18 protein-coding genes, 1 tRNA gene and 2 pseudogenes are annotated in these 20,598 nt (G+C 37.7%); 5 read left to right on the forward strand and 16 right to left on the reverse strand.

Going from position 1 to position 20,598, the window contains the following annotated elements; genetic code table 11:
- From C1642_RS05875 to C1642_RS05885, 3 genes and pseudogenes are all read right to left on the reverse strand, one after another.
- Window positions 1-139: pseudogene (locus C1642_RS05875) on the reverse strand (acetyl-CoA C-acyltransferase); the annotation flags it as partial.
- Window positions 140-151: 12 nt separating this feature from the next.
- On the reverse strand, window positions 152-805 hold the full coding sequence (locus C1642_RS05880; RefSeq protein ID WP_103236050.1) for a 3-oxoacid CoA-transferase subunit B: 654 nt from the start codon (window positions 803-805) through the stop codon (window positions 152-154).
- 18 nt (window positions 806-823) lie between these two features.
- Window positions 824-1,495 carry a 3-oxoacid CoA-transferase subunit A gene (locus C1642_RS05885; protein ID WP_103236051.1) on the reverse strand — a complete coding sequence of 224 codons (672 nt, stop codon included), beginning with the start codon at window positions 1,493-1,495 and terminating at the stop codon, window positions 824-826.
- 160 nt (window positions 1,496-1,655) lie between these two features.
- Here C1642_RS05885 and C1642_RS05890 point away from each other — a divergent pair, with 160 nt between their 5' ends.
- Entirely contained in the window at window positions 1,656-2,021 is a 366-nt protein-coding gene (locus C1642_RS05890; RefSeq protein WP_000392591.1) for a nuclear transport factor 2 family protein, read from the forward strand.
- 32 nt (window positions 2,022-2,053) lie between these two features.
- Here the strand turns inward: C1642_RS05890 and C1642_RS05895 are convergent, their stop codons facing one another.
- The 6 genes and pseudogenes from C1642_RS05895 to C1642_RS05920 form a co-directional block, all read right to left on the reverse strand.
- Window positions 2,054-2,389, reverse strand: a complete 336-nt coding sequence (locus tag C1642_RS05895; protein ID WP_000247645.1) for a Rieske (2Fe-2S) protein — start codon at window positions 2,387-2,389, stop codon at window positions 2,054-2,056.
- A 2-nt stretch (window positions 2,390-2,391) separates the two neighbouring features.
- Complete coding sequence (locus C1642_RS05900; protein ID WP_103236052.1) at window positions 2,392-3,243, reverse strand: dioxygenase; 852 nt, start codon at window positions 3,241-3,243, stop codon at window positions 2,392-2,394.
- A 91-nt stretch (window positions 3,244-3,334) separates the two neighbouring features.
- Window positions 3,335-4,402, reverse strand: coding sequence for a maleylacetate reductase (locus tag C1642_RS05905; RefSeq protein WP_000990946.1), 1,068 nt, complete (start codon window positions 4,400-4,402; stop codon window positions 3,335-3,337).
- A gap of 5 nt (window positions 4,403-4,407) precedes the next feature.
- Window positions 4,408-5,870, reverse strand: a pseudogene (locus tag C1642_RS05910) (aldehyde dehydrogenase family protein).
- Between the two features lie 64 nt (window positions 5,871-5,934).
- On the reverse strand, window positions 5,935-6,942 hold the full coding sequence (locus tag C1642_RS05915; protein ID WP_103236053.1) for a hydroxyquinol 1,2-dioxygenase: 1,008 nt from the start codon (window positions 6,940-6,942) through the stop codon (window positions 5,935-5,937).
- Between the two features lie 16 nt (window positions 6,943-6,958).
- Window positions 6,959-7,453, reverse strand: coding sequence for a hypothetical protein (locus C1642_RS05920; RefSeq protein ID WP_001277452.1), 495 nt, complete (start codon window positions 7,451-7,453; stop codon window positions 6,959-6,961).
- 400 nt (window positions 7,454-7,853) lie between these two features.
- Between C1642_RS05920 and C1642_RS05925 the strand changes: the two genes are divergently transcribed.
- Window positions 7,854-9,122 (forward strand): MFS transporter, encoded by a 1,269-nt coding sequence (locus tag C1642_RS05925; protein ID WP_103236054.1) that lies wholly within the window; start codon window positions 7,854-7,856, stop codon window positions 9,120-9,122.
- Window positions 9,123-9,358: 236 nt separating this feature from the next.
- The gene (locus C1642_RS05930; protein ID WP_103236055.1) at window positions 9,359-10,309 is read left to right on the forward strand and encodes a LysR family transcriptional regulator; all 951 of its coding nucleotides are present in this window, start codon (window positions 9,359-9,361) and stop codon (window positions 10,307-10,309) included.
- Between the two features lie 112 nt (window positions 10,310-10,421).
- Here C1642_RS05930 and C1642_RS05935 read toward each other — a convergent pair whose 3' ends face one another.
- From C1642_RS05935 to C1642_RS05960, 5 genes are all read right to left on the reverse strand, one after another.
- The gene (locus C1642_RS05935; RefSeq protein ID WP_103236056.1) at window positions 10,422-11,630 is read right to left on the reverse strand and encodes an OprD family outer membrane porin; all 1,209 of its coding nucleotides are present in this window, start codon (window positions 11,628-11,630) and stop codon (window positions 10,422-10,424) included.
- A gap of 15 nt (window positions 11,631-11,645) precedes the next feature.
- The gene (locus C1642_RS05940; RefSeq protein WP_103236057.1) at window positions 11,646-12,626 is read right to left on the reverse strand and encodes a formylglycine-generating enzyme family protein; all 981 of its coding nucleotides are present in this window, start codon (window positions 12,624-12,626) and stop codon (window positions 11,646-11,648) included.
- A gap of 108 nt (window positions 12,627-12,734) precedes the next feature.
- Window positions 12,735-14,474 carry an arylsulfatase gene (locus C1642_RS05945; protein ID WP_103236060.1) on the reverse strand — a complete coding sequence of 580 codons (1,740 nt, stop codon included), beginning with the start codon at window positions 14,472-14,474 and terminating at the stop codon, window positions 12,735-12,737.
- A 369-nt stretch (window positions 14,475-14,843) separates the two neighbouring features.
- A complete protein-coding gene (locus C1642_RS05950; protein WP_213064259.1) occupies window positions 14,844-15,404 on the reverse strand; it encodes a TetR/AcrR family transcriptional regulator in 561 nt (186 codons plus the stop codon).
- A 727-nt stretch (window positions 15,405-16,131) separates the two neighbouring features.
- Window positions 16,132-17,010 (reverse strand): MetQ/NlpA family ABC transporter substrate-binding protein, encoded by an 879-nt coding sequence (locus C1642_RS05960; protein WP_000732870.1) that lies wholly within the window; start codon window positions 17,008-17,010, stop codon window positions 16,132-16,134.
- 843 nt (window positions 17,011-17,853) lie between these two features.
- On the opposite strand from C1642_RS05960, the gene C1642_RS05965 reads away from it, so the two are divergent.
- Window positions 17,854-18,942, forward strand: coding sequence for a YjgN family protein (locus C1642_RS05965; RefSeq protein ID WP_001153946.1), 1,089 nt, complete (start codon window positions 17,854-17,856; stop codon window positions 18,940-18,942).
- 20 nt (window positions 18,943-18,962) lie between these two features.
- Window positions 18,963-20,054: a M48 family metallopeptidase gene (locus C1642_RS05970; RefSeq protein WP_213064260.1), complete on the forward strand. Its 1,092-nt coding sequence runs from the start codon at window positions 18,963-18,965 to the stop codon at window positions 20,052-20,054.
- A gap of 163 nt (window positions 20,055-20,217) precedes the next feature.
- On the opposite strand, the gene C1642_RS05975 is transcribed toward C1642_RS05970, so the two are convergent.
- Window positions 20,218-20,307: transfer RNA gene (locus tag C1642_RS05975), tRNA-Ser, on the reverse strand.
- Window positions 20,308-20,392: 85 nt separating this feature from the next.
- Window positions 20,393-20,598, reverse strand: a 206-nt coding sequence (locus tag C1642_RS05980) for a hypothetical protein (protein WP_213064261.1), incomplete at its 5' end; no start/stop codon positions are given.

A 20,598-nucleotide genomic window follows, 5' to 3' on the forward strand; every position in this document is an offset into this window, starting at 1 on the left:
CTACACTTGGGTTACGCTGCATGAGGGCTTTAATCGGCACAGCACCAAGGTCATCGGCACGGACAGGTGCAAGGCCACCGGCATAACGGCCAAATGGGGTACGGATGGCATCGATGATATAAGCGTTTTTTAATGTCATTTCCCTACTTCCTTACCCTTGAGTGGCATCAATCAAAGTTGCACCTGTTAAAGCCTGTAACTCATCAAAGCTAAGACCGTCCACTTTCTCAATCACCTTTAAACCATCTTTAGTCACATCAATCACACACAGGTCGGTGTAAATACGGTCAACGCATTTTTTACCTGTTACTGGATAAGTTAGCTCAGCCACAATCTTCGGCTCACCTTGCTTGGTTACATGGTCTGTAGTGATAAATACTTTCTTGGCACCAACCGCCAAATCCATCGCACCACCAACAGCAGGAATCGCATCCGGTGCTCCCGTGTGCCAGTTCGCCAAGTCACCATTCGCTGCAACTTGAAATGCCCCGAGTACAGCAATATCAAGGTGACCACCACGCATCATCGCAAATGAGTCGCCATGATGGAAAAAGCTACCGCCTTCAAGCATGGTCACAAACTCTTTACCCGCATTAATCAGTTCAGGGTCTTCTTCACCTGCCGCTGGCGGTGGGCCAAAAGCCAATAGGCCATTTTCAGAGTGAAGAAAAATATCTTTGTCGTTAGGTAAGTAGCTCGCAATCTTGGTCGGTAAGCCAATACCTAGGTTCACATAGGCGCCATCTGGAATATCTTGTGCCACACGTTTTGCAATCTGGTTACGGCTGAGTTTCTGGTAGCTCATGTTATTTCTCCTTATTGCTTACTGTGCTGGCGCTACTTGTACAACGTGCTGTACAAAAATACCCGGAGTGATAATGTGCTCAGGGTCTAATCCACCTAGCTCAACTACTTCAGAAACCTGAGCAATAGTGACATCCGCAGCCATCGCCATGATTGGGCCAAAGTTACGTGCTGATTTACGGTAAACCAGATTGCCCCAACGGTCGCCCTTGTAGGCTTTAATCAAGGCAAAGTCAGCCTTGATCGGATACTCAAGCACATAATCTTTCCCATCAATCTCACGGGTTTCTTTGCCTTCGGCCAACAGTGTTCCAAAGCCTGTTGGGGTAAACACAGCGCCTAGGCCCATACCAGCTGCCTGAATACGACACGCCAGATTACCTTGTGGCACGACTTCAAGCTCGACCTTTCCGGCACGATAAAGGTCATCAAACACATAAGAGTCAGACTGACGTGGGAAAGAGCAAATCACTTTTTTAACTGAACCAGCCTTAAGCAGTTTAGCCAGACCATAATCGCCATTACCGGCATTGTTGCTGACGATGGTTAAATCTTTAATACCGAGTTCAATAAGACCGTCAATGAGTTCAGCGGGTTGTCCTGCGGTACCGAAACCACCAATCAGAATGGTTGCACCATCTTTAATCTGCGATAGAACCTCGCTTAGTGAGGACTTACTTTTGTCAATCATAATTCATCCATTATTCTAAAATCCCTTCCCTCTATTGTATTGCGTTCGTCCACATAAATAGCCTGTGAAACTGCAAATACAATGTTCTGTAATTTAGAACAATCCCACTGCTCCAAACTCAATATGATAAAGACATGATCAATCATAAGGAGTCAACGATATGGAAGAGCAAGTCCGTGAAATGGAAAAACAGCGCTTCAACAGTCTAATTAATAAACAATATGATCATTTTGCTGCAATGTGTGACCAACATTTACGTTATGTACACACTAGTGGCACAGTCGATGATTTGTCTGCTTTTATGAACAAATTACAGGCGGGTTATTATGATTATCAACACATTGATTACGATATTATTAACGTGGTTGATATGCAAGATTGTGTGATTGTTACTGCCAATTTTCATGCAAAGTTACTGGTCGGCAAGCAACCACGCACCTTACAAAATCGGGCATTGTCGATTTGGAAAAAGCAGCAGGATCAGTTGAAGTTGATGATGTATCAGGCAACTCCTTTTAGTGCTTAATCAACATATAAAGCGTTAGCGACAAATCAGCGCTAACGTTTTAAAAATACAACACCATCTGTTACATCGATAGGTACAGCCTTAAGGTAATGACCTTTACAGGGCCCATCCACACATTCTCCAGTGGTAATGTCAAACATGGCAGAATGATGGGCACACATGATCAACTTATTCTTGTAAGTACTAAACACCCCATCCTTATAATCCAGTTGTACTGAAAAATGTGGACAAACATTTTCATAGGCATAAAAACCATTCTGCCCTTTGATCACCACAATACTTTTTTTCTCATCCTCTGGATGAAGCACCCGAAAGCAGATCTTCTCCTGAAAATCGGTCTGCTCACAAAGCTTAATTAAGTTAACCATGCTCAAGCCTCCGAAAGAATAAAATCGTATTCCATCAGATCATAATCACCGTCTAAACCGTATACAGCTTGGCTTTGAGGATCTGCTTGTTTCGATTCATGGCAGACAATTAACCGATCTTTTACGCCAAATACAGCGTCATTTTGTAAGTATTCATCATTCTCTAAAAAGATATGCGTGACAAGAGGTTGATAACCTTCGGCAACGATTTTGAAATGAATATGTGCAGGTCGCCAAAAGGTTCGTTTGGCATAATTCAGCAGTTGTCCCACCGTACCATCCGAAGGAATTTCATAACTGACGGGTAGAATAGATTTAATCGCATACGCACCATCAGCTTGACTCACAAACACTCCACGCAGGTTATCAATTTGCTGTTCAGGATCTTGACCAGAATACATGCCATTGGCGGCTGTTTGCCAGACATCAATATAAGCATTAGCTATTGCTTCGCCTTGTGTATTACGAATATTGCCTTTAATCAGTAAAGGGCGGCATTGCTCAGCATTTTCGATCACAATGCTATCTGCAAAGTTGCGAACTGGCATATCGGCAATAAAGAATGGCCCGAAAACAGTAGACGGCGTTTGAACTTCATTTTTTTGATGGTTAATTTGATCAACCAACATAGAAATACCGAGTACATCAGAGAGCAAAATATACTCTTGTCGTTGCTCATGGCAAAGTTGCCCAGTTTGGGTTAAAAACTGGATAGCTTGCATCCACTCAGCTTCGGTCAGTTGAACTTCGTTGATATAGTCATGCAACTTTTGTACGAGTGCTGTGATTAAAGTCCGGTGACGAACATCTTCCATACGTTGGAAGCTTTGAACAGCTTGGGTTGTTACGCTCATGATCAATTCCTTTTTTGCGGCGTGAGTCACCCGTCCGCAGCAAATAAAGTACTGCGGTCAGATCTATCTTCATGATGAGTTTCGGTTTGTCTTAAACCGGTGGCAGCCCTTGATAAGCTTTGGTGAGCAAATCAAGTAACTCGTCGTAATCATAGCCACGTGGGTTGTAGTACGGACTGTCACAAATAATTCGCGCCACTTCAGCAGGCCCTTGTTCCGGCAGGCCAATATCTTTTAGTGCCAATGGAATATTTAAAGACTGGTTTAATCGATAAATTGCCATACCAACGTCTTCACGACTTGCTACGCCTAATGCCCCTGCCAATCGATCCATGGCTTCAACATCAGCATTACGGTTGTAATGTACCGAGTAAGCCAAAGTAATGGCATGTGCCTGTGCATGCGGCAGGTTAAAGGTTCCACCCAAGGTATGGCAGATTTTATGGTGAATTGCCATGCCAACAGAGCCTAAACAAATACCCGCCAGCCATGCACCATAAGTCGCTTTTTGACGTGCTTCAAGGTCATGTGTATCTTTAACAATCGCTGGTAATGCGGCTTTTAACGCCTGAATCGAATCCGTTGCCATCAAGCTAATAATCGGATTTTTGTCCTGTGCATATAGGGCTTCCACCGCATGTGCCATCGCATTCATGCCGGAACAAGCCGAAATTTCTGCGGGTAGAGTTATGCTCAATTCTGGGTCATAAATCACCACTTTGGGTAACACATGAATGTCTTTACCAGTAGTTTTCAGATTATTTTCGGTCAGACCATATACCGTAGTCATTTCACTACCGGCATAGGTGGTTGGAATAGCCACAATCGGGGTATGAATTTTTAAAGCAATCGCTTTAGCCAGACCAATGGTCGAACCACCACCCAATGCCAAACAACAATCAATATTGTTGGCTTGCACATACTCGACGGCTTGATTCGCCACATCAACCGGAACATGCATTACTGCATGTGGATATACGCCCACGGCAATATTTGCAAGTTGTTCTGCCAGCTTTTGGCCTGCGTCTTCCTGCTCAGGGGTCGTTAGTACCAAAACTTTCTGATAGCCATGCTGTGTCAAAATCTCTTTGATTTCTTTAGATTTGCCATTGTCAAAATACACGTCCAATGGCAATGACTTATAATGGAATGCATTCATGCTGTTTATCCTCGCTGAAAATGCGGTGGAATATTTGCATCAACATTGACCCAAATCGATTTGGCTTCCGTATAGTCATGGATGGCTTCAAAACCCATTTCACGACCATAACCCGATTTGCCTACACCACCAAACGGACTGCCCGGATTGACACGTTTATAGCTGTTAATCCAGCACATTCCGGCATTAATCTTTTTGGCAAACTGGTGCGCACGTTGTAAGTTTTGTGTCCATAAACCACTGCCCAAACCATATTCAGTACAGTTGGCAATATCCAATGCTTCATCATCAGTTTTAAAGCGCAATACCGTTACGAAAGGCCCAAACACTTCTTCTTGTGCTACACGGTCCATCGGTTTTCAACCACCGTTGGTAAAACGTAGTAGCCATTTTGAAGGCTGGAATCTTCTGGTGCCTTACCACCTGACAGGACGTGTCCACCCTGTTCTTTGGCAATTTCCACATAAGACAATACCTTGTTGCGGTGAGCTTCCGAGGTCAATGGTCCCATTTCGGTGTTTGGATCTAGCGGGTCACCTAAACGGATGGATTCTGCCAGTTTGATAAATTTTTCCAGGAACTCATCGGCAATAGCCTCATGCAGCACCAAGCGTGATCCAGCAATACATGCTTGTCCCTGATTGTGGAAAATCGCCCATGCTGCACCGTTTACTGCTGCATCAATGTTGGCATCTTCAAACACAATGTTGGCACCTTTACCACCCAGCTCAAGCTGTACGCGTTTTAAGTTACCTACAGATGAGCGGACAATGTTCTGACCTGTTAAAGTTGAACCAGTAAAGGCAATTTTGCCGACATCTTCATGCTCTGCCAGGCGTTGCCCTGCGGTATGACCATAACCTGTTACCACGTTAACTACACCATCTGGAAAACCGGCTTTTTTCACTAATTCAGCAATTTTGAGCGTCGATAAAGGTGTCAATTCTGAAGGTTTCATCACCACGGTATTACCTGCCGCAAGCGCAGGGCCAAGTTTCCAGCTGGTAAACATAAGCGGGAAATTCCACGGCACAATCTGCCCAACCACACCAATTGGTTCACGAACCACGTAGTTTAAAAAACCTTGCTCAACCGGAATAACCGAACCTTCAATTTTGTCAGCCATACCACCAAAATAGCGGAAACATGCCGCGGTACGTGGTACATCTAAACGGCGTGAATCACGAATCGGATGTCCGGTATCGAGTGACTCAAGCTGAGCCAATTCTTCCAGATTTTCCTCAATCAGATCAGCAAGTTTTAATAATAATCTGCCACGTTCAGCCGCTGGCGTTGCTGCCCATGCCGGAAAAGCACGCTTTGCCGCAGCTACAGCAATATTGACATCTTCTGCTTCAGCCGCCGCAATTTTGGTAATTAACTCGCCATTAGATGGATTGAGTACATCAATGGTGCCACCATTTTTTGCAGGCACGAATTGGCCATCAATAAATAATTGAGTATTCATAATTTTACCTAATGAGTATTAGAGGCTGTTAAATGTAGGAAGTTAACAGCCTCTAGCTGAATGCTTAGAATTGGATTGGATAAGGAGATAATTCGCCTGACTCATAACGTTCAGGTAGATTTGGTGTCGCATTTTCCCAAACAAGTAACATTGAGCGTTTAGTTGAGTATCCTTGATGACGAATATTGGCTGGCATTGCTGCGATATCCCCCGCTTTCATAATGACGCGGGCAATAGGACTACCATCTACTTTATCGCCAATATCCCAAGTGATTTCATCTGATAATTGCAAGAACCACTCTACGCGATCATTGCCATGAAAAATTGGTAAAATATATTCTTCTGTAGTAGGGCAGAATAAGCTCTGTTTACAAACAGAAGTTACAGAAGGATTCCATGTCACATCTGAACGCGACAGATATTTAAACAAGTTAAAACCACTAAGTTGACCTTCAAAACCAGGTTCACAATATATAAGTGGATCATCTTGAGCCACATCTTCAAACTGACGGTTAACTGGTAAATCATCACGTAAAGGCGAATCATCAGGTAACCCAGGCATACGTTTGGTGGCAATTCGATAACGGTCAATCGCTTCTGAATTATCACCATGCTTACGACCAAAAGCAGAACCCGTTTCTGCTGGGGCAGCAAATGGATCAAATCCTTCACTTACCCAATCATGTAAAATAGCTTTAAAAGTCGCCATGATTAGTGGAGTTTCAAAGTTCTCAACATAATCTACCCCTGCTGCTTTTAATACCCCATTAAAAGTGCCAGCATATAAGTCGACATTGCCATAGTGGTTTTGAGTGCCAATAACATGATCGAAGTTAACCCAACCATAGAAAAAACCCCAAGCAACATCTCTCATCAAAGCCCGTAAAAAAGCATCAACAGACATTAAATGAGAATGCTCTTGACCTTTTGCTTCCCATGTTACTTTGGCAAAGTATTCATCACGGCTAAACTTAAAATTACCTAACTGGAAAGTTGAATAACCTGAAATTTCATCATATCCAGTAATCGTTACACCATCATCTTCAACAAATTTATTTTGCATCGCATTCATTTTCATCTCTCCTTGATTACTTAATACAAATGTCATTCCATTTTTCGACAGAAAGTGGACCTTTAATTGTTTGGATTAACATCACTGATTTTTTTGATGCATCAAAACGATAGGCTGATCCGACTGGTAAAATTGCTTGATGACCTTTTTTCAAGACAACATATCCCATTGGTATTCCATCTGGTCTCTCTCCCGCAAGATGAGTACCCTCTTGATCCTGTAAGACTATTGGGTCTTTTAATTTCAAATAATCGACACGAACTTCGCCATCCATTACAATAACAAATTCATCATGTGATGCGGTATACCAAGCAGATTGTCCTTCTGCCAGAACAGATTCAATGACAAACTTGAGGTTCATCCCAACAACTGTTTTTTCATAAGGTTTGCTCATTGCTGCCACTTCAAAAATATTTGAAAAGGCATAATTAGTAGCTTCACCCTGAATAATCTGGATTGAACCTTTTTCGTAGTTTTCCAAACTACCGAGCTTTGTTGTATAAGCACTCATTTCCATATTCCTTACTGAAATTCTTCGTGTATGGTCTTTCCTCGACAGTTTGAAATTACGCCAATCCCTTGTTGAAGACAATGAAGAAAGCAGCAACATGAATGTTTGCAATCTGCGAACAATTAAAAAAACAAATATAAAAAACAAAATCTTACAAATACTTTCTATAACAATCCTCTGTTTTAGTCACATTGACAGCTCAGCATACTTTGCACTTGAATAAAAAACGTTCGGATGAAGTACATAAGTTATGTGCTCTCATAATTTTTTTACGAGAAGAGCAAAGGCTATCGTAGTAAAAACTGTTTACATCCACTACTCACTGGAATTGAAAGTAGAAAATTATCATATTTAATTGATTTAACTTTCTTTTTTAAAATTCATTTAAAAGGATATTAAGATGAATCTACAAAAATGGGATACTTCCTATGAATGGAAAATTGTACTTCTTCTCACTCTTGGTTTTGGACTTGTAGGATTAGATAGATGGATTATTGCACCATTACTACCTTCAATTATGAGAGACCTCTCTTTAAGCTATCAGGACGTTGGTCTGATATTTGGAGCATTAGGTATCACATGGGGTGTTTTTGCAATTTTTGCTGGTAGTCTCTCAGATAAAATTGGTCATCGTAAAATCTTAATAGTATCACTACTTGTCTTTTCTTTAGCTTCTGGTTTTTCTGGTTCAGCAATGGGACTTACGAGCTTAATATTGATCCGAGCATTGATGGGAATTTCAGAAGGAGCATTTTGTCCGACTAGTTTTGCAGCAACAGCTGTAGCAGCAAAACCTTCACGCCGTGGAGCATTACAAGGATTGCAGCAAAGTGGTTTTGCCTTATTTGGTCTAGGCCTAGGACCACTTATCGCAACTCAACTACTTTTAATCATACCATCTTGGCGCGAGGTATTTTGGGTAGTTGCAATTCCTGGATTCATTTTAGCTGCTTGTCTTTTCTTTGTATTAAGAGAACCTCAAAATACTCAAGGGGGACAATTATTAATTGCTCAGAAAAATACTGAAGCTCATGTAAAAGTTAATTGGATGGAATTATTAAAGACACGTAATATTTTGCTAAGCATGATCGGTCTCTTTTGTACAATGTCCTGTGTTTTCGTGATTAGTGCAATGGTCCCTCTATATCTTGAAAACTTTTTAAAAATGAATCCACAAGATATGGGGATAATTGTTTCTGCAATTGGATTTGGTGGTTTCTTGGGTCAATTTCTTGTTCCTGCGCTTTCTGACTGGATTGGCCGCCGTATGGCTTCTATTTTAGGATTTCTAGGTTCAGCTATTTTCATTTATTTATTTGCGAATGCTTCAGCATCCGTATCTGTTCTATTTGGATTACTGTTTGTAGTCTCATTTTTTAGCTTAGGTCTAATTGCTTTACTTTCAGGTCCATTAGCTGCTGAATCTGCCCCTGTAGGCTTAGTTGCATCTGCAATTGGCCTTGTTGTTGGCGCTGGTGAAATATTTGGTGGAGGTGTTGCTCCAGTAATTTCGGGAATAATTGCTGAAAACTATGGTATTCAAAATATTTTCTATCTAAGTTTAATAGGAGCAATTATAGGTATGTTTATTAGTTTCTTTATTCTTGAAACAGCTCCGCGTAAAGTACAAAATATCCAAGCATTTGAAATTGAGCCAACTCAAGAATAGTTTACATCTTTTATTAAAAGCATTCTTAAGGAGTGCTTTTTCTACTCTATCATGTTAAAAAATATATAACTTTTCAAACTTTTAGCAAACCTGTCATTGATACCTTTTGCTTGCATATCAGGCATGCTTTAATTTTTCTAAATGTATAACTGATTATTTAGGTAATTTAAGTAAATCTGTAAATTTCATCGGGTATAAAATCAATACCTTTATTTTCATAGTTGATGGATTAACTCATGGATAAATTACAATGTATGGAAGCCTTTGTGAGAGTCGCACAAAGTGGAAGTTTTATTCAGGCCGCAGAATCTCTTGGTGTTACACGCTCAGTGATAAGTACACGTATTCAGCAGCTTGAAAAATTTGTAGATGCACCATTATTTCATCGTAGTACACGATCAGTAAGATTATCAGCTATTGGTGAAAAGTATTATCCTGAATGTGTAGAGCTAATCAGTCGTTTCGAGCAGCTAGCCGATGAGATGTCACATGCAAAAAATGAGTTACATGGTCGCTTACGTATTTATATGGCACCAGGTTTTGCTTTAAGCTATTTCAGTAAACTTTTATCTCAATTCACTACACAATACAGAGATATTGAATTAGATATTGTTGTATATGATAAAGTCATTGATCCAATTTCTTCTGGATTTGATATCGCTTTTCAGATGTTCCCCCCAAAAGGTGAAAGTCTAATTGAGAGAAAAATTTTTAATATAAACCGTGTAATGTGTGCTTCACCAGAATTTATCGAAAAACATGGTCAACCCCAAAGCCCACAGCAGCTTCAGCAATTTGAATTAGGCTATTATTCGGGATACCCTGAAAGAAATAAGATCCAATTTATGATCAATAATAGATTCCATGAATTCTCTATTCACGCAAGGGTCTCATCAAGCTCAATTCATTTATTACATGATTTTGCATTAACAGGAGGAGGAATCGTTTGCTTACCAACAATTGTGGCTCGAGAGAGCCTTTTAGATAAAAAACTGACTCCTGTACTTATAGACTACCCACTGCCTAATTATGGATTAAGAGCAGTATTCCCTTCAAACTCTAGAAATTTAACCAAGATTCGTTGCATGATTGATTTTCTAGTTGAAAAACTTGATCTAGTACCTGAGTGGGATCAACAGCTCATCGAAAAGGGATATTTATCACCTATGGTTAAGCTGTTTCAATAATTAATCTTTACCCTCATTACTTCAATTAAGAAAAGAACTGCCTCAACCAGACAGCTCTTCAAATATACTATTCATGATGTAAAAAAGAACTGAAATTATCTTTATTTACTTCTTAAAAGTTAAGCGTGTATGAGGTAATAATCCGGTTTTCCATATAGTCCCCTCCAATATCATTTTTATAATTTAAGTTAAGCCATTGCAGGCCAAGCTCTTTGAATTTTCCTTCTTTTATTTTGTAATTCATAATGAAATCAAATTCACTTTCATCAAATCCTTTTTCATTATTAATTAGATAATTTTTCCCATCAACGTAACGAAGTAAAAAGCTCAAACCAGGCATTAACCAGCCAGCATCATGATTAAAAGTGAAGTGGTATGAAAGCTCATTAGCTTTATTGAAAGTGCCTTGCGTCCAATTAATATAACTAAGAACAGGAACAGCCCCATCTAACATAGGAAAATCAGTATTCCCTCCAATTTTTTGAACCCCTATACCGAAAGTATTTGGTCCATACCCAATCTCTTGCATCAAACCAAAATATTGATTATCAATTTTTCCTAATAATTGACGTCCGGTCTCTTCTGTATAGTAATAACGGAATTTAGTTTTTAATCTAAATTGATCAAAATCTTCTTTTAAATTTAGCCCCAATGAATACTGATCATATAAATCTTCTAGCTCGCTCACAAATAACTGTGTATCAAGTTTTCCTTGAAAAGATTTATGTTTTAGATCGATATATGTTAAACCATCTGATTCATGATTTTTTACAGATAATTTTTTAAATTTTTCCTCATTTCTTACTGAATATCTATTTAAATGACCAATATCTATATTTAAATCTTTATTAATCTGCCCTGAGTATAAAACTCCTTGATAGATCGTTATTAGTTGGCGACTATAATCCGTAGTAGCAAGAGGCGTATCAACCCATTGCTCTCCCCAACTTAACTTATGTTGTTTATGCTGAAAGCCAATTGATCCTGCAATTTTGTTATAACTTGAAGCTTGCTTTTGAGAGCCTTTATCGAAAGGCAAGATTAAATCATTTAAATGATTATCACTACTTAAACGCTGTGCATACTGCAAGGATCCTGTTATTAATAAATTTGTATCTTGAGTTAAGTTCTGCTTAGTACTTGCTCGAGCAATTACTCCCTGACTCCAGCTTCCAATCGAAGGCTTACTGTCATCGTTATAATCCCGATCTGCATAAAGATTTTTAAATGTTAAATCTACGTTTATGTCTTTTGCAAAGACGACATTAACCTTTGCCGCCATGACCAAAAGACATGGCACAATATAAATAAGTTTATTCATTTTTAATCCATTAATTTATTTAATATTTTTTACAGTCCTGAATCCTACATGACTGATTCCTAAATCGGCCTCTTGTGAATGGCGCGCTGATGCTCGATAGCGCATACAATAATTAGAGGCACATAAAAATGAGCCCCCCTTTATCGTATAACTGTTAAAAACTTGAGGATGACCCGTGTGTAATTGTTGCTCTCCCATATGGTCATCATGAGTCCCTGTAAATGGACTACTTGTGTACTCCCATACATTACCGATCATGTCATATAGACCAAATCCATTTGATGGAAAACAACCTACTGGTGCGACATCCTCAAATCCATCTTTATTTTCATTTTGATAAGGGAATTGCCCTTCCCAAACATTTGCATCTATATGCTCAAGATTTGCACTAATATCCCGCTCTTTACTGAAGCCTTTAGCTGCATATTCCCATTGTTCTTCAGTAGGTAAGTCTCTTCCTAACCAATCGGCATAGGCCATTGCATCTTTCAATGTAATCATGCGGACAGGCTCATTAGGAAGAATCTGCCGTGTAGCATCTGGTCCCCAAGGATGTCGCCAATTTGCCCCTTTCATCAAAGACCACCAAGCCAGTTCAGCAACTTGTTCTTTTGGAGGAGTAAATACGGCAGCTTCTCCTTGTGACTCCGCCTCCGTTAAATACCCTGTAGCTTTTACAAAACTTTGAAATTGTGCATTTGTCACCTCAGTCGCATCAATCCAGAATTCTTTAATTGTACGATCACTTTTATAGAGTGCTTTTTCTTCAGGATAACTATTATTGTTTCCAATCTTAAAAGTCCCACTAGGTATTTTTACCATCCCAGCATAGGCATCTTTTTGCCAGTTAACAGGTAGACCTGAATACTCTTTACATTTATTTAAACTTCCTAATTGTTGTAACTTAGGTCCCCGAATTTGCTTTTTGGAAGGCTTACTACATCCTGTGGCTCCCAAAATACAGGCAAAAACCACTACACATTGAATAGTTCTCATACCAATTTCCTTTTGAGATTCAAACCAATAAATATTATATTTCGAGAATCAACTGAGCTTACTCAAATGAATAAGCTCTATTTAAAATCCCCAAAGTCAGATAATTCCTTAGTGAGCAGTAGTTGACTGATTAGCTACTTGTTTTAAAAATTCAGGTTGAATGCATTTATCATAAAAACAATTCATTTGACCATATTTATAACGTACAGGAGCTTCAGTTACACCTACACGTTTGGCATATACATCCCAATCTGCTGCTAGTTCCTTTACTTTTTCTGGTTTTTTAAGTGCCAAATTAATACGGTAAGAAGGATCAGTTTTACGGTTATATAACTCCCATTGTCCTGTACCGTAAGGAGGAGCCTGATACTGAATAGCCCAATCTCCCTTATAAAGAGCACGGCGTGTGTTAAATTCCCATCCTAACGTTCTTTCTGGTAATTTTTTCCCGCTAAAAATAGGTAAGAATGAACGACCTTCTAACTTTAAAATTGGATTTCCTTCAAAATTTTCTGGGCGTTTAGTATTTGTAAGATCTAAAACTGAAGGTACGAAATCCATAACATGCAGTGTTTCACTATTAATCTGCCCAGCTTTAACTTTAGCTGGATAACGAATTATGGCTGGGACATGAATTCCCCCATTCGCCAAGAAGCTTTTAAAATATGGAAGCGGTGTTGAAGCGACTTGTGCCCATTGAGGTCCTAATGTTACATACGAACCCTTACGTCCCATGTTTTTAGGGCTGTTATCAAATGTAGCATTTACCCACTCTCGGATACCATTCTTATCCTCAGTTGTCCCCAACGATTCAGGAGTAGCAGACTCAGCGCCATTGTCAGACATAAATAAAATAAGCGTATTATCTAACTCTCCACTACGCTTTAAGTAATCAATTACACGCCCAATATTGTGATCAAGATTATCGATCATTGCTGCATAAATTTGCATTGTTTTTATTTGATCTTGTTTTTGGCTTTCTGTTAACTGCTCCCATGCAGGGAAAACATCCATTAATGGATTATTAATTTTTGTTCCCTTTGGCATAATTCCAAGCTTAATCATACGCTCTAAACGAGCTTGGCGAATTTTTTCATACCCTTCTTTATAATGCCCTTCATATTTTTTCAAATACTGATCAGGTGCTTGTAACGGCCAATGTGGTGCGGTGAAAGCCAAATATCCAAAAAAAGGTTGTCCTTTTTTTCGATCATTTTCCATATAGGAAATCATTTTAGTTGTAAAAAAATCACTTGAATAAAAATCTTTAGGTAAATTTACATCTTTACCATCTTCAAGATAGCGGGCTTTATAATTACCAGGGAACATTTGGCTTGCATCCATATGTGCAGCACCACCTGGCATTAGTGTAAATGAGCGATCAAAACCTCGAGCTTTTGCATTACTGTCTTCAGTGGAGCCTAAATGCCATTTACCTGCTACAAATGAAGCATATCCTTGAGTTTTTAAAATTTCAGCTAAAGTAATTACTCTTTTATTTAAGCGACCTTCATAACCAGGTTTACCTTTTTGTTCAGGCTGCAAATACTCAGCCATGGTTCCAAATCCGGCTTGATGGCTATCATTGCCCGTCAAAAGCATGGAACGAGTTACTGAACATGTTGGACCTGCATGAAAATTAGTTAGAATAGCGCCTTCTTTAGCGAGCTTATTAATATTAGGAGTTCGTATTTCACTCCCAAAAGGCTCTGTATCAGAAAAACCCAAATCATCTGCAACAATCACTAATACATTAGGTTTCCTAACAGTATCGGTCGCATTAGCCAAAGCTGCACATAGCATCGTTGGTATAAATAATGATGCGATTGTCAGTTTTTTTCTAACCATAACAAAATCCTTATGAACAGTTTTATTTTCTGCAATAAATCCTTGCATCTAGGAAATATACATTTATATACTCAAATGAATACAATCAAATATGCAAATTGAGAGTTCTTATATTTCGAACAAATATTTTTAAGAAAAACTAAAGAATCTTTGTAGAGCCCTTATAAAAATATTTTTTGTTCTTATATAAGCTTATAGACTCAACAATTAAAAAATATTCAAAAATTTGTCTTTTTATATACACCTAGTCTTAAAAAATTGTTTCTTTCACTTCTAAATTATTGCAAATATTTTGATAAACATATATTTGCAATAATAACACCTCTCCATTACACCGTGTTTAGTTACAACCAATGCACCCAAAACTTTTTATTTGCATGAAGTTAGTCCTCGTAAAAAATATTCAAACACACTCTCCCTCTCGCTTACCCTGCCAGAACTTAAAAGCTGAATTGTGCCTTCCACCATATATAAAAATAGTTTGGCATCGGTAAAAGAGACATCGGTTTTTAGGGTTCTAAGCTGGCTATAAATTTCATTTTTTAGCCATGTTCTATAGCGCACTGCGGATTGATAAGCGTTGGGATAGCTATTTTTAATTTCAAAAACGGCTTTAAATAATAAGTAATACGGCCCTTCTAAATCGGTATGTAGAAAGTAAAGCTTTTTGAGTTTATCTATTACAAGAGTGTTTAAGTCATATTCGACCATTGCGACTACTTGTTCCTGGAGCTTTTCTTTTTGCACCATCAGGCAAATTTCAATGAGTCGTTCTTTAGAGTGAAAATAATTATAAAAAGTCGCTTTAGTAATCTCTGATTCTTTCACTATTCTGTCGACCCCAATAAGGTGGAACCCACGGTGATGAAACAGATCAATTGCTTTATTTACAACGTATAAGGCACGTGTTGGGAGAACTAAATTTGGCATAGTTTTACCGTTATAAATTCTTGTTGTTTCTAAATGAGATACTTTTTTAGGAGAAAAAAAGGCACATCAAAGCCATAAAGACTGTGCTTGGCACATCTCAAGTTTTATTGTTGATGCAAGTTTTTTGAGCCGTAATGACTTAAAGCATGAAAACCCTACAGGCTATCAAGCTGCTTTAAATTGTTAAGTTGTGTCGTTATAGCTTTTGGCAAAGGCTGCCAAAAAATAGTGGATGTGCAAAGCCAACTCCTTTTTATTGGGAGTTCTGCCAAAATATTTAAATTATGGTGGCAGAACGAAAGGGGGTTCGCAGACTGGAAACAAAGGAACCAGCACACCAGAGGTGTCCCCCTTCCGCCCTACCGTAGAGAAAAAGGGGGCGAACGAGTTCCCGCCAAGAATAGTATTCCACCCTCTTGTAGTCAAGCACACAAAATGACATTTGATTTAAATTAGATCATTAAAAAGTAAGGATAAATAATTAACAAGTTATTGTTAAAGTAGGATTTATAAAGAGAATGAACACTAGATAATAAAGACTCAATATTCGATCCTCCTATTAAAGAGGAATTCCTATAGAAAGCGTTAATGCATTTAAATAGTGTTGGGTGAAAAAATTTCTAGATACATATACGGAGGAAGAAAATGGCATTATTCCAAATAAAATAAAGCTAAGCCACGATAACCGCGACTTAGCTTTAAAAAATAATTTTAATTAAAAAATTACTTATTTGATGTCTGCAAATTCAGAAACAGGCTTGTTCACTTCAACTTTTGTGCCGCCAAATTTTTCATTTACAAACTTTTGTACTTTAGGTAAGTGGTAAAGTTCACCAAGCTTCGTATAGATCGGGTCATTTTTGTTCGCTTCAGCAACACCCAATAAGTTGACATAAAGCTTAGTAGACTGATCGATTGGCTCACGGAAGATTGCGTCTTTCATTACATTGAGGCCACCCTCAAGTGCCAATGTATTACCCAGTACAATCGCATCTACATCGTTTTTAACACGAACTGCGGTTGTCATTTGAATAGGTTTTAATTGTAAGTTTTTAGGGTTTTCAGCAATATCATTCACTGTCCCTTTTACAGGGTCAAAACCTGGTTTAAGTTTAATTAATTTAGCAGACTGCAATAATGTTAATGCACGAGCTTCGTTAGCAGTATCGTTTGGAATTGCAATGGTAGCGCCTTGCGGGAACTCATCAACGGTTTTAACTTTATTTGCATAAATACCCATTGGTTCCAAGTAAGTTGTCGCAACAGCAGCAACTTTAGCTTTATTTGAAGCATTATAAGCTGCCAAATAGTTGAATGACTGGAACGCATTTACATCTTGTTCGCCACTTGCTACAGACGTATTGAGCACAACATAGTCAGTTAAATTGGTCACTTCGAGTTTAATGCCCGCTTGAGCAGTTTCAGGAAGTGTTGCTACGTATTTCCATACGTCCGTATCAGAACCTGTTGAAACCAATTTAATTGTACGAACTGACTCAGTTTTATCTTTGGCTGCTGCTGTATTTTCAGTTTGTGCAGGTTGCTTATTACATGCTGTCAGTGTCAGTACAGAGGCACTGAACAGTACGCTAAATAATTTTTTCATAAATATATCCTAAAATAGGAAACGCCTCCCCTAAATCAGAGAGAGACATTTCCAACCATTGGGTCGAAATGCAATATTTGGCTGGATATAATTTCCAGATATAGGGTTTAGAAGCCTGATTTCAGCATCATTCCTTCCGTGAATTTGCACGCTGAACAATAGAATTATGTTTTGAAACAGTTTCTAAATATGGCCTCATCATATATCAATAAATGAATATTCTACAAATAACTTGTTCGATTCTGATATATAGGCCTCTTATTGCTAAGATATTGAAAATAAAAAACATATTATATAAAGATAGTAATTTTGATTAAAATATATACTCGATTGATTTATATGAAATTTTCGGCATTTATTAGCAAGATTTAAGCTAAATGAAGTTGTAATTTTTATCCTTGGCTTAAAAAATCTTCGGTTTTACAAAGACTTTTGAATTTGGCGTAAGCGACAAAATTTCTCATTAGTAATATAAGCTATTTATATAAATTATTTTTTATTATTTAAGTTTTTAATAAAAATAAATTTTATAAAGATATATTCTATTAGCTCCAAGGAAGGTGAATAGTATGAAATAAACGATGTAGAAAAGTTCCAATTCAAATTAGTGTTACTACTAAATTTAAAAATATAATAATGCATCAATATCTCTTCAAAACTATTATGTAAATTTCTTGCAATAATTTTTTGTTTCACACAACTCAGTGAAAGGCCATAATAAATTATTGTTTGCTTTTTATCCTATTTATTTCAATTTATAAAAAATATATAATATTCCTCAATAGTTTTCTAATTATCTATTACATTCATTCATGATCATATATTTTCAAGAAAGAGAATAAAATGCAAGACCAAGCTTTGCCATCATTCCCTCAAGATTTAAATGAGGATCAAAGTATTACACGTCCACCAATTTCACACTCAGGTATTCATCATTTTAAATTTCACGGTAATGCCTCAGAATATTTTGGAATTTGGATCGTTAATATTCTTTTAACTATTATTACTTTAAGCTTATATGCGCCTTGGGCTAAAGTTCGTCGTTTACGTTATTTCTATGGAAATACAGAGTTTTTTGAACGTCGTTTTGATTTTACTGGTATTCCAACCAAGATTTTGATTGGGCGTTTAATTGCATTAGGAATTTACGTAGCATTTTCAATTTCATCACAGTATTCAATGATTGCAACTATAGTTGGAATAGTTGTGTTATATATGGCTGTGCCTTGGCTAATTCGCGCTACTTTACGTTTTACTGCAAGAAATAGTAAGTATGGTAACGCACGCTTTTATTTTGGTGGCACTATAAAAGAATCTTATAAAATTTTCCTTTTAAGTATATTGGTATATATCTTTACATTAGGAATTTTTACGCCTGTAGCTATTTGGCTATATAAAAAATATTATCTTAATCACCTATATGCTGGACAATTAAATTTTAAATTAAACGCGAACTGGACTGCATATATGGCTGCAGTTTATGTACCCATTTTTATTGCTCTTGGCATCATTGCTATCTTTTCAATTATTTATTTTAGTATTTTAGGAACACTTTCCGGGTTCTCATCGAATTCTGTAATCTTTGGGATATTTATGATGTATGCCATTATTGGATTATTTATTTATCCATTAATTGCTGCGCGTCTTTTCATTACTACATGGAACAATACTACAGTTGGAAACAGTCAATTTAAAACAGACTGTAATCAATGGCGTTTTGCATGGATTGTAGCATCAAACTGGGTAGTAAAAATCTTAACCCTAGGTTTAATGTCTGCTTGGGCCGCTGTTCGCATTCACAAATATCAGGTTGAATCAATGAGCTTAATCTTGCTAGATGATCCAGATAAAATGATGAATCTAGCTCAGCAAGAACAAAGTGCTTTAGCTGAAGAAATCAGTGATATTTTTGATATTGATATCTCCCTATAATAATCTGAGTTTAATAATTTATGTCCCAAGCAGTAGATATCATTTTCTATGATGGCATAGTGTCTAAACCATACCATGCACAGATTTCAGCTCAATCTGAAACTGAAGTTCTGATTCGATATGGTGAGCAATTAGAACAACAGCGTCATTATCAATACACTGATATGAAATTGATTGGTGCTCTGGGACAGTTACATCCAGTAATTGAATTAGACGATGATGCACGAATTGAATTTCATGGTGCATTACCTGAATGGTTTAATTATTCAACTAAAAAGATTCAACATTCGATTTGGAAATTTGAACGTTCTCCAAGTCTTATTTTTTTTAGTTTAATTTTTGTGATTACTTTCGGAATCAGTTTAGTAAAATGGGGAGTTCCCGCCACTTCCCATTATATTGCTTTTAAATTACCAGAGAATAGTTTAAAGAAACTAGGAGATGAAGCCGAGAATTATGTACTAAATAATTGGACTGCACCCAGCCAATTAGCTCAAACTCAAAAAGACCAAATTACTAAACAATATTTGAATACTGTTGCTGAAAACAAACCAGCCAAATTAGTGTTCCGTAAAGGTAATCGATTAGGGGCAAATGCTGTAGCACTACCCAATAATACAATTATCATTACAGATGAACTGATTCAAATAGCCCATAATAATCAAGAAATATTGGGAGTATTAGCCCATGAACAAGGACATTTAGTTTATCGCCATAGTTTACAACAAGGATTAACTAGTTTAGGACTAAGTGTATTATACATTGCGATGACAGGTAATAATTCAGATTTATTTACGTCGTTACCTGCTGCTATGGTTGGTGCAAATTACTCACGTAAATTTGAGTCCGAAGCCGATCTATATGCATTACAACTGATGGATAGGAAAAATATAGAAGTCTCACACTTTGCAAATTTCTTACAACGTTTAAACGATAAAACAGAAGAAGATCTAAATAAAGCAAGTCAGTCCACCTCACCAACCTCTCAAAAAGAATCTTCAGATAATAAGCTATCTATAGCTGTTGTTGATGCTTTATCTTCTCATCCTGCAACTGAAGAACGTATTCGAATGGTTCATGATTTTGAGAAAAAACAACACGCTAAATATTAAATACTAGAAAAATTAGTATTCAACCTTAAGAAATTATGAAATATAAAATTAAACTGGAGTCTAATTCTGCCCAACTCAATCTAAATTTTTATATAGGGGAGGATGAGGGGTAAAATAATAGATATAAAAAAAGCCCCTGCTTTTAACAGGGGCTTTTAGAATTTGGCGGAAGCGGTGAGATTCGAACTCACGGAGGACTCACACCCTCGTCGGTTTTCAAGACCGGTGCATTAAACCGCTCTGCCACGCTTCCATGTGCGTAAGAATACAAAGCTTATTCATTTTATTCAAGAAAAAAATCATCGCTTTGTGTTCAAGTGCATATTGTTTCATCAATTTTACAGTTGGGCAGCCAATTCTGCTCCTTCTTTAATCGCGCGCTTCGCATCTAACTCTGCTGCGAGCTTTGCACCACCAATAATATGGTAGTTCGCTATAGTCGACTCACCTTCTTTTGGCATCAAGTCTTTTACCGACTCTTGCCCCGCACACACCACAACGGTATCTACACGTAAAAGCTGGTCCTGACCATTATGCTCAATCC

This window comes from Acinetobacter sp. AKBS16 (assembly GCF_002899995.1).
GTDB lineage: Bacteria > Pseudomonadota > Gammaproteobacteria > Pseudomonadales > Moraxellaceae > Acinetobacter > Acinetobacter baumannii.